This is a genomic window from Pseudomonas sp. SWRI92 (assembly GCF_014268685.1).
In the GTDB taxonomy this organism is placed as follows: domain Bacteria; phylum Pseudomonadota; class Gammaproteobacteria; order Pseudomonadales; family Pseudomonadaceae; genus Aquipseudomonas; species Aquipseudomonas marvdashtae.
The window spans coordinates 830,746-843,632 of the sequence record NZ_JABWQY010000001.1; the positions used below are offsets into that span (position 1 = coordinate 830,746).

At 59.2% G+C, this 12,887-nt stretch carries 10 protein-coding genes, 1 tRNA gene and 1 pseudogene; 6 read left to right on the top strand and 6 right to left on the bottom strand.

Annotated elements, in window-relative coordinates; translation table 11 throughout:
* Positions 1-18 precede the first annotated feature (18 nt).
* Entirely contained in the window at positions 19-1,419 is a 1,401-nt protein-coding gene (locus HU762_RS03310) for an amino acid permease (protein WP_186632852.1), read from the bottom strand.
* A 401-nt stretch (positions 1,420-1,820) separates the two neighbouring features.
* Between HU762_RS03310 and HU762_RS03315 the strand changes: the two genes are divergently transcribed.
* Entirely contained in the window at positions 1,821-2,924 is a 1,104-nt protein-coding gene (locus HU762_RS03315) for a sigma-54 dependent transcriptional regulator (protein WP_186632855.1), read from the top strand.
* A gap of 22 nt (positions 2,925-2,946) precedes the next feature.
* Here HU762_RS03315 and sfnG read toward each other — a convergent pair whose 3' ends face one another.
* The gene (sfnG, locus tag HU762_RS03320) at positions 2,947-4,044 is read right to left on the bottom strand and encodes a dimethylsulfone monooxygenase SfnG (RefSeq protein WP_186632858.1); all 1,098 of its coding nucleotides are present in this window, start codon (positions 4,042-4,044) and stop codon (positions 2,947-2,949) included.
* Positions 4,045-4,424: 380 nt separating this feature from the next.
* Between sfnG and HU762_RS03325 the strand changes: the two genes are divergently transcribed.
* Entirely contained in the window at positions 4,425-5,669 is a 1,245-nt protein-coding gene (locus tag HU762_RS03325) for an acyl-CoA dehydrogenase family protein (RefSeq protein WP_186632861.1), read from the top strand.
* Positions 5,670-5,684: 15 nt separating this feature from the next.
* Here HU762_RS03325 and HU762_RS03330 read toward each other — a convergent pair whose 3' ends face one another.
* Entirely contained in the window at positions 5,685-6,125 is a 441-nt protein-coding gene (locus HU762_RS03330; RefSeq protein WP_186632864.1) for a TspO/MBR family protein, read from the bottom strand.
* Between the two features lie 158 nt (positions 6,126-6,283).
* On the opposite strand from HU762_RS03330, the gene HU762_RS03335 reads away from it, so the two are divergent.
* Positions 6,284-7,423, top strand: a complete 1,140-nt coding sequence (locus HU762_RS03335) for an epoxide hydrolase family protein (protein ID WP_186632867.1) — start codon at positions 6,284-6,286, stop codon at positions 7,421-7,423.
* Between the two features lie 66 nt (positions 7,424-7,489).
* On the opposite strand, the gene HU762_RS03340 is transcribed toward HU762_RS03335, so the two are convergent.
* The 3 genes from HU762_RS03340 to HU762_RS03350 all read right to left on the bottom strand — a co-directional run bounded on the left by HU762_RS03340 (position 7,490) and on the right by HU762_RS03350 (position 10,876).
* On the bottom strand, positions 7,490-9,802 hold the full coding sequence (locus HU762_RS03340) for a hypothetical protein (RefSeq protein ID WP_186632870.1): 2,313 nt from the start codon (positions 9,800-9,802) through the stop codon (positions 7,490-7,492).
* Between the two features lie 24 nt (positions 9,803-9,826).
* A tRNA-Lys gene (locus HU762_RS03345) sits at positions 9,827-9,901 on the bottom strand.
* Positions 9,902-10,198: 297 nt separating this feature from the next.
* Entirely contained in the window at positions 10,199-10,876 is a 678-nt protein-coding gene (locus HU762_RS03350) for a hypothetical protein (RefSeq protein WP_186632873.1), read from the bottom strand.
* 688 nt (positions 10,877-11,564) lie between these two features.
* Between HU762_RS03350 and HU762_RS03355 the strand changes: the two genes are divergently transcribed.
* From HU762_RS03355 to HU762_RS26655, 3 genes and pseudogenes are all read left to right on the top strand, one after another.
* Entirely contained in the window at positions 11,565-11,846 is a 282-nt protein-coding gene (locus tag HU762_RS03355) for a fructose-bisphosphate aldolase (RefSeq protein WP_186632876.1), read from the top strand.
* 207 nt (positions 11,847-12,053) lie between these two features.
* Positions 12,054-12,374 carry an isochorismate lyase gene (locus HU762_RS03360; protein ID WP_186632879.1) on the top strand — a complete coding sequence of 107 codons (321 nt, stop codon included), beginning with the start codon at positions 12,054-12,056 and terminating at the stop codon, positions 12,372-12,374.
* A 360-nt stretch (positions 12,375-12,734) separates the two neighbouring features.
* Positions 12,735-12,887: pseudogene (locus HU762_RS26655) on the top strand (IS110 family transposase); the annotation flags it as partial.

Consider the following 12,887-nt stretch of genomic DNA (forward strand, 5'->3'; position numbering starts at 1 on the left):
AACGGACCCGCAGGGAGGCTAGCTCAGGGAAACCGCTTCTTCAGGCTGCGCAGGATGTCGCGACGTCACCAGGCCGATAAACGAAACGACCAAGGCCAGGCCAAGGGTCACGCTCACCTCGCTGCGGTGCTCAGGTGTCACCATCATGACCGCCAGGGCGCCACCGATGAACAAGATCACCGCCCAGGTCAGCCAAGGAAATAGCCACATGCGAAAGGCCGGCTCGACGCCTTGCTGACGCAACAGCCGGCGCATGCGCAGCTGGGAAATGGCAATGACCAGATAGACCAGCAGAGCGATGGCACCAGAACTGGCGAGCAGGAACTGGAACAAGCCGGCCGGCATGAAGAAGCTGAACAAGGTGATGCCCAATCCCAGAATCGTACTGGCAATTACTGCCGCCCGGGGTACGCCAGCGGACGAAGTCGCTTCCACCGCCCTCGGCGCATCGCCACGACGGCCGAGGGAATACAACATGCGCGAGGCGATGTAGATCGATGAATTCATGCAACTGGCCACGGCGATCAACACCACCACATCCACCATGAATTTGGCGTGGGGAATATTCATCAATTCCAGTGCCCGCTGGTAGGAGCCCACGGAAGCCAGGAGCGGATCGTTCCAGGGCACTACGGAAATGACCACGAAGATCGACAACAGGTAGAACACGCCGATGCGCCAGATCACCGAGCGGGTGGCCTTGGCGATGTTTTGTGCGGGATTGCTGGACTCGGCGGCGGCGATCGTCACCGCCTCGGTGCCAATGAAACTGAACATGATGGTGATGAAGGCGCCGACGACGGCTGACAATCCGTTGGGCGCAAATCCGCCGTGCTCTTCCATCAATCGACTCAAGCCACTGGCTTCACGCTCGGGAATCCAACCCATCAACACGGCGAACCCCAGGGAGATGAAACCGACGATCGCCACGACCTTGGCCATCGCGAACCAGAACTCGAACTCGCCGTACTTCGAAACGCTGAACAGATTGGTCACAGCCAGGGCAACGATCGACACCGAAGCGAACAGCCAGGCATCGACGGAGGGAAACCATTGGTTCAGCACATGCCCTGCGGCAAGCGCCTCGATGGGGATTACCAGCACCCAGAACCACCAATAGAGCCAGCCGATGGTGAAGCCGGCCCAGCGTCCGATCGCCTGGTCGGCGTAGGTGGAAAATGAACCGGTGTCCGGGCGGGCGACGGCCATCTCGCCGAGCATGCGCATGACGAGCACCACCAGCAGGCCAGAGAAAAGATACGCCAGCATCACGGCAGGTCCTGTGGCAGCGATGGCATGGCCCGATCCGACAAACAGACCGGCGCCGATGATCCCGGCAATTGAAAGCATGGTGACGTGACGAGGCTTGAAGCCCTGTGCAAGGTGGCCGTTCGAATCCTTGAAGCTCGGGCTGGTCATGTTTTTGTTCTCTTATCGACATTGAGGCGTGCCGAGGGATCGTCGGTGCTTTTGGTTTTCGCTCCCTCCTGAAAGCGGCACACCCTGGATGTCTGATCCATCCCTCGCGAATTGGGCTTTGCAGTTGAAATGTTGAGCCACGTTACCTGCCTACGCTCCCGGGTCAGTTACCTGTGAGCGCCGCCTTTTTGTCTGATTTCGCCAAGTGTGGGTGGCGCTTTGCCAACCCGACCCGCATCGAATCACTGTCGCCAAGCCCTAAGCTTATAGCTTGATGTTATTTGTTTAATGTTTTTTAGATCATTTAGATTAAGCCATAAGGCCAATGGCTTCGCACGGAGATGCCATCCAGGCGCGTTGGTATCCCTTATTCATCGAACTCTCATTAACGGGCCACCGTCATGCAGCTTCTTACGCTTCCTCCCTCTCCCAGCCTGGCCACCTCGATCCGCGCCACGGCCCAGGTATTCGCAGATCCCAGTTCCCAGGCATTGCTGGCTCACTTGCAACAGGTAGCGCCCAGCGATGCCAGTGTGTTGATCATCGGTCAGACCGGCACCGGCAAGGAGCTGGTGGCGCGCCACGTGCATAACCTCAGCGCCCGGCGCGACAAGCCGTTCGTGGCGGTAAACTGCGGAGCTTTTTCCGAGACGCTGGTGGAGGCCGAGCTGTTCGGCCATGAAAAAGGCGCATTCACCGGCGCCCTGACGGCCAAGGCCGGGTGGTTCGAAGAGGCCGATGGCGGCACGCTGTTCCTTGATGAAATCGGCGACCTGCCGCTGCCGATCCAGGTCAAATTGCTGCGCGTCCTGCAGGAACGCGAGGTGGTGCGCCTGGGCTCGCGCAAGAGCATCAAGATCAATGTTCGGGTGCTCGCCGCCACCAACGTGCAGTTGGAAAAAGCCATCAACGCCGGGCACTTTCGAGAGGATCTTTATTACCGTTTGAACGTGGTCAGCGTGGTGCTCAAGCCCTTGCGCGAACGTCCCGGCGATATCCTGCCGTTGATTCACCATTTCATCGCCGAATACAGCCGCCGGCTTAGTCACGGCGAGGTCACGCTGGACGCCCAGGCGCAGCGCAAATTGCTCGATTATTCGTGGCCGGGGAATATTCGCGAACTGGAAAACGTCATTCACCACACCCTGTTGATCTGCCGCAACAGGGTGATCGGCGTGCAGGACCTGCACTTGTCGAATTTTCGCATCGAGCGCCAGGACACGCCACGGGACTGCGCGCCGCAGACGGCCGAGGCGCTGCTGGAAAAGGCCTTTGAGCAGCTGCTTGAGCAAGCGCACGGCGATGTCTATGAAAAAGTCGAAGCCGCCCTGCTGCGCACCGCCTACCGATACGCCAGTTGCAACCAGGTCCACACGGCCAGCCTGTTGGGTCTGAGCCGCAATGTCACACGTTCCATGCTGATCCGGATTGGCGAGCTGGTGGTCAACAGACGACAGGCAGCGCTGGACACGCGCGATGGTCGGGTGGTCAATCTATCAACCTGACCCACCTACCACCTGTGGCTGTCTAGGCAACCGCTGCTGTTTTGACCGTCACTTTCTGCTGCTCCAGCTCGCGCACCAGCGGCAGGACCCGTTGACCGAAATATTCCACCTCCTCCTGGAAGTGCAGGAAAGCGGCGAGTACCAGATCCACCCCCACGGCTTTCAACGCAACGATGCGTTCGGCGATCTGCCGGGGCGTGCCGATCAGGTTGGTCTTGAAACCATCGTTGTATTGCACCAAATCTTCGAAGCTGGACTTGGCCCAGTTGCCCTCGCCTTCGGGGCTGGCCTTGCCGGCCTGTTTTGCCGCGTCGCCAAACGCGTTGACGGCTTCGGGGTCGGCCTGATCAATGATCTGGGCCAGCACCGCGCGCGCTTCTTCTTCCGTATCGCGGGCGATGACAAAGGCGTTCACGCCAACCTTGACGGTGTGGTTGTTGGCGGCCGCTTTGGTCCGCAAGTCATCGATCTGCGCCTTGACCCCTTCCACCGTGTTGCCGTTGGTGAAATACCAGTCTGACACCCGGGCCGCCATGTCCCGCGCGGCCCGCGAGCTGCCGCCCTGGAAAATTTCCGGGTGTTGCTGCAAAGGTTTTGGCTTGAGGGTGTAGCTGTTGAAGCGATAGAAGTCGCCGCGGAAGGTGAAGTTGTCGGTGGTCCAGACGCCCTTGAGCGTGGTGATGAACTCTTCAGAACGGCGATAACGCTCGTCGTGTTCCAGCCAGGGTTCGCCGATGGCGGTGAATTCACCCTTGAACCAGCCGGACACCACGTTGATCGCCACGCGACCGCCAGTGAGCTGGTCGATGGTTGCAATCTGCTTGGCCAATACCGAAGGCGTCCACGGCCCCGGCAACACTGCCGCAATGACCTTCAGGCGGGTGGTGGCCGCCAGCAGTGCGTGACTGAACGCCACCGATTCATGCTGGTATTCGGCGCCGTAACCGGCGGTGAAACGAATCTGGGTCAGGGCATAGTCGAAGCCGGCGGCCTCGGCGATCTGCGCCAGCTTGCGGTTGTAATCGATGCCCCAGTCGGTGCGCTGGGGGATCTTGCTGACCACCAATCCACCGCTGACATTGGGTACCCAGTAGGCAAACTTGATCGTGTCCTGGCTCATTGCGTGTACTCCCAGCTCGTTGAGATATAGGCGTCGTCGCCTCTGTAAACGCTAGAGCAGCAACCGTGCCATTTGTATTTATCCTTTTAAATCAATTGGTTAATTCATAACCTCAAGCTGGATGGCTGTCGTGCGGCAGACAGGCTGTTGAATCGCTGTTGCCCAGCCAACAGCCCGCGCGCCGCCGCCCATGGCGATCACTGTTGCCCAGTACACAGTCGCTAGACAGTTTGTTCATCGGGCGACAGGCCGGGCACCCTGGAATCGGGCAAACGCCCCGTTTTTGTTGGCTTCGAGCACCGGGCATGGAGCGTGCAATGACGGTCTGCAACGGCAGGCCTTCGCCCTGCCCGCCTCTCGCCAACAAAAGGAACATCGTCATGACCGCACAGCAAAAACACTTGCCACCTGTCCTTTCCACCGGCACCGACTATGAAGCGCTGGCCCAGCGATTCCGGCCGATCTTTGCGCGCATCCAAAGCGGCGCGCTGGCCCGTGAACAGTCACGCAGCTTGCCCTTCGAACAAGTGAAATGGCTCAAGGAAGCCGGCTTTGGCGCGGTGCGGGTGCCGGTCGAATTCGGCGGCGCCGGGGCCTCACTACCGCAACTATTGCAACTGTTGATCGAACTGGCCGAAGCCGACTCCAACCTGCCCCAAGCCCTGCGCGGGCACTTCGCATTCGTCGAGGATCGCCTCAACGCCCATGCCAGCAGTCCACAGGATGTCTGGTTCAAGCGCTTCGTCGACGGCGACCTGGTGGGCAACGCCTGGACCGAAATTGGCGCGGTGAAACTCGGCCAGGTCATCACCCGCGTTTCCCGCCACGGTGAACAATGGACGGTCAACGGCACCAAGTACTACAGCACTGGCAGCATCTTTGCCGACTGGATCGACCTGTACGCGCAACGCGACGACAACGGCGCCGACGTCATCGCCGCAGTGAGCGTCCATCAACCTGGCGTCAAGCAAAGCGATGACTGGGACGGCTTCGGTCAACGCACCACCGGCAGCGGCACGTCGGTGTTCGAGGACGCCGTGGTCGAAGCCGAGAACCTCATCGACTTCTCCACCCGTTTCAAGTACCAGACCGCGTTCTATCAACTGGTCCTGCTCGCCGTGCAGACCGGCGCCGGTCGCGCCGCCGTCCAGGACTTCAGCGAGCAAGTGCGCCAACGCACCCGCGTCTTCAGCACCGGCAACGCCAGCGAAGTCAGCCAGGACGTGCAAGTGCAGCAGGTGATCGGCAAGGCCTCGGCCCAAGTCTACGCCGCCGAGGCCACGACCCTGCGCGCGGCCAACGCCTCGCAACGTGCCTACGAAAGCCGTTTCGGCCAAGACGCCGAAACCGAGCACACCGCCAATATCCTCGCCGAACTGGAATCGGCCCAAGCCCAAGTGGTGGTCGCCGACCTGACGCTGCGCGCCACCAGCGACCTGTTCAACGCCCTCGGCGCCTCCGCCACCAGCACCAGCAAAGCCCTCGATCGCCACTGGCGCAACGCCCGCACGGCGGCTTCGCACAATCCATTGATCTACAAGGAGCGCATCATTGGCGACTGGGAAATCAATGGGACGGAGCCGCCGTATGTCTGGCAGATTGGTGGAGGATCGAAGCAGCGTTGACTTTCCTTCGCGGCGTCAGTGGTTGTTGCGCAGGATGGAGAAATTCAGCGCAGCAGCCACGCACAGCCATGCCAGGTAAGGGAACAGAATCAACCCGGTGATCACGTCCAGGCGCAACGCCAACACCACCATCGCGGCGACCACAAGCCAGAGCAGCGTGATCACCACCATCCCCGCCAAGACCTGATGCGCGCCAAAAAACACCGGGGTCCATAACGTGTTGAGCGCAATCTGCGCCGACCACAAAGCCAACACCAACTGGCTTCCCGGTATCAGGCTCAAGCGGTAGCCGGCCCAGGCAAGCAGCAGGTAAATAACCGTCCAAGCCACGGGAAACAGCCAGTTGGGCGGCGTGAAACGGGGTTTGACGAGGGACTCATACCATGGACCCGGTTTGAAAATGACACCGGTGCTCGCCGCAGCGCAGCAGGCGAGGAGAAAAATAAAGAAGGTCATTGTCCGTCCTTAGCTGGGGTCAGCTGTCGTGGTGGGGAGCATGGCAGGCAGGGTTGGGTTACGATCCATTGCAGTGTCCATTGTCCAAAGACTCGCTGGCCCGCGCATAAATTCAATAAGCGTTCGCGACGCCTGCAAAAAGCCATCAGGGAACAAGCATGTTCGCTCGACCTTTTTCCATCAACATTCCTGAAAGCGCCCTTGATGACCTGCAAGATCGCCTGCGAAAAACTCGGTTGCCGGAACCCTTGTCCGGGTTGAGCTGGAGCGAAGGCATGGACGCGGACGTGCTGCGCGATCTCCTCGCCCAATGGTCGACGAGCTTCGATTGGCGGGCCCAGGAAACAGCGCTGAATCAGTTGCCGCAATTTGTCGCCACGCTAGGCGAGCAGCAGGTTCACTTCGTCCATCAGCGCGGCGTCGGGCCCAATCCGATGCCGCTCGTGCTCACTCACGGCTGGCCCGGCTCGTTCATCGAAATGCAGCGAATCATCGCGCTGCTGACGGATCCGGCCAGCCATGGCGGCGACCCGGCCGATGCGTTCGATGTGGTGGTGCCGTCCTTGCCCGGCTACACCTTTTCCTCCCCGTTCACGCAAGCCGGTTGCGGGCCCTTCGAGGTGGCGGGTTTATGGAGCGAGCTGATGACCGGGCTCGGTTACGGGCGATTCGGTGCCCAGGGCGGCGATGTCGGCGCGGCTGTAACGTCCTGGCTGGGCGTGCGCTTCCCCGAGCGCCTGACCGGCCTCCACCTCAACTACATTCCCGGCGCGTACCGCCCGCCGCTTGGCGAAACCGACCCACCTTTGAGCGAAGAAGAAACTGCTTACCTGCAACGCGCTGCTGCTTTCAGCGAAGCCGAAGGTGCCTATGCGCACATTCAGCGGACCAAGCCGCAAAGCCTGGCCGTGGGCCTCAACGATTCTCCGGCGGGATTGCTGGCCTGGATGGGGGAAAAGATTCTGTCGTGGTGCGATCCGCGCGCCGCTATCGATCACGAATGGCTGCTGACCAATGTGACGCTCTACTGGGTGACGAACTGCATTGGTTCGTCGTTTCGCCCGTATGTGGAGGGCAGCAGGCGGCCCTTGCTTTTCAACAGTGGTGAGCGAGTGAACCCGCCGCTTGGGGTCGCGTTGTTTCCCAAGGAACTGCCGCTGCCGCCACGCAGTTGGGTGGAGCGTGGCTATAACGTCAGGCGCTGGACGCAGATGCCGTGCGGTGGTCATTTTGCGGCGTTGGAGCAGCCTGAGTTGTTGGCGGAGGATATTCGGGGGTTTTTTAGGGACTACCGTTAAGCGATTCGAACCTTTCGATGAGCAAGGCAATCTCCCAACAGGGATTGCCCTTCGTCACCGCACGTCTTATCGCAACCAATGCGACTCAGTCGTCCATCCCAGAAAAACACGCGCACCTTCGACGGTTCGATCCTGTTGCGGCAAGCGACGTCCCGCAGCTGCCAGGCGCAGCCCCATCATCACCGGTTGAAACTTCTCCTGAAAAGCAGCCGGCTGACTAACGAAATGCGCTTCAATGCCTTGGATAGCCGACCCCATCTCGGACTCATCGAGCATCGACAGGTAAAAAATCATCTGGCGCCAGGCGTAAGCCGTGTTCTTGAGCATGATCAAGCGCCCGTGATAATGCTCGATACGCATCTGTTGGCGTCTACAGATCCATTCAAAACTGGCCTGGGCGAGTGAGCTCAAGCGCGGATGCAACAGTGTTTTCAGATCGAGCTCGCAAAACAGTATCGAGAGATTCTGCGTGGTCACTATTTGTTGCTGTTCAATAATGGTGCCGTTGGTTGCGGGACGCCAGGTACCCAGCTCTGCGTTTGCCCGCCGCGCGCTCAAGGTCGTCAAGGCGTCGGTGCTTGTTGACGAACGTCGCCAGAAGGGTTGGCTCGCTCTCGACTTGGGTTTGTCGGGAAGCGTCGCCAGGATGTGGGTTTCGATATCGTAGTAACGGGCGTACAGGGTACCTGTCAGCGCCTTGCCCGCACGTCTCGCGGCGTCGACGAACTTGTTGGAAAACTCTCCCATGAATATGTCCGAGGCGACTTCGTCCACGAATGGAAGGTCCAGCCCCGCAGTTTCGGCGAGAGCACGCAGTTCTTTAAGCAGCTTGTTGGGCAGGATCGCCTGGGGAAAGGCAGTCAGTGTCAGCGCTGCTGCCTCGATAAGCGCCTGCCGAGCGATGTCCGCGTCGAGAGAATGACGTTGCCGTTGGCCTTCCATGAGCGCCACCCAGGGCAGCTCGTCCAGCCTGACTTGGCTTTGGAGATCGACCAACAACAACGAGCGGCGCTGGCGGAAAGCACGATAAGTAGCCGCGTAAAGATTGCCCAAGGCGGGGTCGCGAAACCCGGTACTACGTATGTCAGCGGTCATCGCCGGCAATACCCGCGCGACGGTGTCGCCCGACGTAATCAAGCCGCGTTCGATCAGTTCGGCAATCGTACCGCTACCGCAGCGCTCCACGCGCCGGCGAATAGATCGCGGAAGATCGGCCTCGCCCGCAAGGGCAAATGCGTTTGCCTCTTGCACAGTGATCGGCTCAAGCAAGGGCGTCAAATCCGATACGCCGTCATCGGCCGGATAACGCTCCATTCGCTTGGCAACCGCCTTGGCGAGCACGTGATGCCCCGGCGCGGCTATATCCTCGCGCTGTCTCGATCGGTATTCACGATGAAGGCTGGATTCGGGCAGACCATGCTTGCGCACAAAATCCCCAACGATCTGACGAATCCGACCGACTTGCCGGCCTGTCAGCGAGCTTGGATCGCCAGAGCATTGTTCGAGCAGTGCAAACAGTTCCGAGAGGCGTGGTTTCGAGGTGCCGACGGTGTGCCCTCCAGCATCACGGACCGCATTGAAACGGGCGCAAAGCGAAGCGGCCTCTTCGGGCCAGCCCTCGGGATAAACCCTGCACGGCCATTCATCCTGATAAGTCAAAAGGAAATGGGAGACGGCTGCGTCGTACAGTGGCAAGCAGATTTCGATCACCTGCTTCTGGACCGCCAGACGTGGCTGACTTTGCAAACTCAAGAGCCGTTGGCGAATCTCACCAACGTTGAACACATGGACTTGCGCCGAAGAGGATTGGGGTTTTGCGCAAGGCGAAGGAAAGAAGCGCAAGCGATCGAAGAAAGGGGTGATCGTCTCGATGAGTGCCCATGCCTCATCAACTTGACTTTGATCCAGCAGCCACGCCACGCTCAGCAGGGCCGACTCTTCCGGAACATCGACGCGGTAATTGCCCGTCCCCAGATACCCCCGCAAGACGTCGAGTCCTTGATCCGTCAGATACCACGCATTGAGATCCAGACGTTCAAAACCCGGACGGACGCCCGGGATCGATGCAGCCAGCGCTTGCTCATGCTCATTCAGCTCACCGCCGGCCAGCAGGTGCCCCGTGGCAAACCCGCCCGTGGCGACCTCCAACGTCACCCAGACCGGAATATCCGTCATCGGCATGCGGGCGCCGTATTGCACAGTTCCCTGCAGGGCATTCGCCAATACCTGTTGCCAACGGGCGATCCGCTGAGCCACTTTGGCCTGAGCTTCTGGCGCGGGATCGGCGCCTTGGGCGACGAGTGCCTTGGACAATTGGAAGGCCGCATAGCCCACGCCAATGCCCTGTGTTCCGTTAGATTCAGTGTCGTCCTTAAGCATGCGTGCTGATGACCCTGCGAATAATGGGTCCGGAGGCTGGATTCGAACCAGCGCCCACCCGGTTAAGAGCCAGGTGTTCTACCGCTGAACTACCCCGGAGCAGAGCGGGCATTGTCGACCCGCATCGCCAAGATGTGAAGCGCTTTGGATGACAGGATGTGTGGCGCCATTATGCGGTCTGAAAATCGTGTAGGAATTGACTACCCGTGGCGAGGGGCGTCCTACAGGTCGGTTGTGGGGGGATCGGCTTCTATAGTTGGGGCGTTGCTGGCTTTGGCTGGTGGCTGGGTTTCGCATTCCAGGAGCCCAAAGAATTGCGAGATGCTGTGGCTACGTCAGGGATACTGGCCATAAAAACTTCTGTAACAACTTGAAACCCGCTCGGTTGAATGGACTCTACGCTGGCTCATTTTGGCTACGTTGAGGTGCCTCAACCGTGAAATGGTGAGGCGTTTCTCGCAAAGGCAGCTTCTGGCGCTCTGCTTCGGACAACTTCTCCCATTGACTTCCGATACGCCGATACACGTCGGCATCATGAGGGATCTCGACACGCTTGAGCAGCCGTTGCTGGGAGCAGCCGAACAGATGCTTCAGAAAACCCGGAGGCATCACGACATCGCCACTCGGCACTTCGAACGAAATGGCTCTCGTCCACTCCTTTTGAAAATACGATCCGAGAAAGACGGATATAACCGCCTGGGGCTCACCTACGGAAATCCAAGTCGCCGGGCATTTCCCGTCCTGCAACTCCGCCAACCATATGAACAGTGGATAGCTCCTCACCGGATACGGGATCAATGCTCCGCTTCGCAACTTCGCCGCGAGGTTCTCCTCTGACAGGCGATGTGAAATTCGTACTGTAGGCTCCCGCTGTATCTGGTCGAGGAAAGCGCGATTATCAGCAACAGCTCCCCGGTGCAACGCCCAATTGAATATCACCAATATCGCGACGACTATCGCGGCCACCACATAATTTTCTGTAGAAATGTCGATGTCGACATACCGAGGAAACAAATAGATGAAGACGGCGCTCATGAGGAGCGTAAACACTGAGTTTCGGAGCTTTTTATTCACGTTACAGAACCCGAAAAATGGCTGGCAATGTTACATTGCCATTATCCGAGTTGGTACCTCTTTTCCGCGTTACGACGGGCACCGACAGCGCTACTACCATTGGCCGGGTAAACCGTTGCGACGGCCGCATGCTTTTCAAGCTACTAAAAACCGTTATCCCGTTGAGCGAGTTGTTAGCGAAGGATGTCCAGGCTTCTTCCGGACTTTCGATAAGCCATTGGCCTTCCGAAAATCTTGTAGGAAATGACTACCCGTGGCGAGGGAGCTTGCTCTCGCTGGGGTGCGAAGTGGCCTAGGATTGCCGACTCTATTTCTTCAGACACACCGCATCGCTCGGTTTTGCGGCGGCTGCGCCACCGAGTGGGAGCAAGCTCCCTCGCCACGGGTTCTGTGTGCGTCCTACAGGTCGGTTGTGGGGGTTGGGGTCGACTTCTATAGTTGGGGCGTCGCTGGCTTTCGTCAGTGATCGGGTTTCGCAGCCCGATAGATACGGTGGCAACCAAGCACCATAAAAGTAACAATGTGCGCCTTTGGCGTCCGACGTCGTTTTATGGTGGCTGTGTGCGGGAGATCTTCGGGTCTGCCGGGTTCCTCGTATCCTCGGTCTGCGAACCCGCACGCAGCTACCACCCGTTCGTTTCGCAGCGAATTGCAGTAGCTATTTTCTTGATATGAGGAATTACTACCTATGCGCCAAAATTCACTGGATCAACGCTTCACCCCCCTCACCCAGACCGCCACTACCCACCCGGTCCTGCTGATCGACACTCACGCGCCACTGCCCGAACTCCACGCCTGTGTCAGTGAACGACTGCATGCGACGCTCGATTACCTGACGTTGGTGGCCTGCTCCAGCCTGCGTGATTCCTCCCACAGCGACATCAATACCCTGACCAACGTCGCCCGGATCCTGGTGCAGGATGCGGCGGATGTGTTCGGCGTCATCGAACGACGGGGTCTCGAAGACTGACCAAAACTTATGGCGAGGGGATTTAGCGAAACGTCGCACCGCCCCGCTGGGCTGCGTGAAGCAGCCCCAAACCTGACACCGTGTCGCATCAGGTTAAGCGTGCCAGTCCGATATGCGACTGCTGCGCAGTCGAGCGGGGGATAAATCCCCTCGCCACAAAGAGCCCTACCGGGGTTACATCAGCGTTCAACAAACGGAGTTAACCACATGGAAGTCAACAATCAGCTAACCCCCGCGCAATGCACCGGCATGGAAGACATCCGCCGGGAAATCGATGCCCTCGATCAGGCCGTTATCAAGCTGTTGGGCAAGCGTTTTCAATACGTGCTCGCTGCGTCGAAGTTCAAGACATCGGCTTCATCGGTACGTGCGCCGGAGCGTTTCCAGGCCATGCTGGAGACTCGACGGGAATGGGCCGAGGCCGAAAGCCTTTGCCCGGATGCCATCGAGAAGATGTACAGCGACCTGGTCAATCACTTCATCGCTGAGGAAATGAAACGGTGGACGGCTCATCAATCCGAAACCTGAGCCGGCACACAACCCCGTGGCGCCCTACGGGCCGGCTCCCACATGGATTGGAATACGACCGGAGAACCAGGTCGGCTATCAGGCCGCCTCGTGGTGGACGTTGATTTCGGCGCCCCGTTAACCACGATGGCCGAACGCAGGTATTGCGCAGTGGGCATCCCGGCATGGATGCCGGGATAGCCGCGCTGGCCCATGGATGGGCCTTCGCGGCGGGCCCACGGAGCAATGCCGGAGTGCGGGCATGCCGAGCCTTAGCGAGGCACCAAGTGGTGGGGCAAAAGCGTTAATGAGATGGTCAGCCCGGCGAGAACCTCAGGTCTAAACTTCTGAGGTTCTCCCTTTTCCTGAGGAGGCTTTCTCATGAACAGCGTGACGCTTCTAGGCATCGACATTGGCAAAAACAGCTTCCACTTGCATGGCCAAGATGCACAAGGCCACATGGTTCTGCGCAAGAAGCTTAATCGCAGCCAGTTGCTACCGTGGCTAGCACAAATACCACCCTGCAAAGTCGCC

Excerpts from the sequence above, each read along its gene's own strand:
- HU762_RS03325 (WP_186632861.1), top strand. The coding sequence starts at position 4,425 with ATGACCGCACAGCAAAAACACTTGCCACCTGTCCTTTCCACCGGCACC.
- HU762_RS03335 (WP_186632867.1), top strand. The coding sequence starts at position 6,284 with ATGTTCGCTCGACCTTTTTCCATCAACATTCCTGAAAGCGCCCTTGAT.
- HU762_RS03360 (WP_186632879.1), top strand. The coding sequence starts at position 12,054 with ATGGAAGTCAACAATCAGCTAACCCCCGCGCAATGCACCGGCATGGAA.
- HU762_RS03315 (WP_186632855.1), top strand. The coding sequence starts at position 1,821 with ATGCAGCTTCTTACGCTTCCTCCCTCTCCCAGCCTGGCCACCTCGATC.
- HU762_RS03340 (WP_186632870.1), bottom strand. The coding sequence starts at position 9,802 with ATGCTTAAGGACGACACTGAATCTAACGGAACACAGGGCATTGGCGTG.
- HU762_RS03330 (WP_186632864.1), bottom strand. The coding sequence starts at position 6,125 with ATGACCTTCTTTATTTTTCTCCTCGCCTGCTGCGCTGCGGCGAGCACC.
- sfnG (WP_186632858.1), bottom strand. The coding sequence starts at position 4,044 with ATGAGCCAGGACACGATCAAGTTTGCCTACTGGGTACCCAATGTCAGC.
- HU762_RS03310 (WP_186632852.1), bottom strand. The coding sequence starts at position 1,419 with ATGACCAGCCCGAGCTTCAAGGATTCGAACGGCCACCTTGCACAGGGC.
- HU762_RS03355 (WP_186632876.1), top strand. The coding sequence starts at position 11,565 with ATGCGCCAAAATTCACTGGATCAACGCTTCACCCCCCTCACCCAGACC.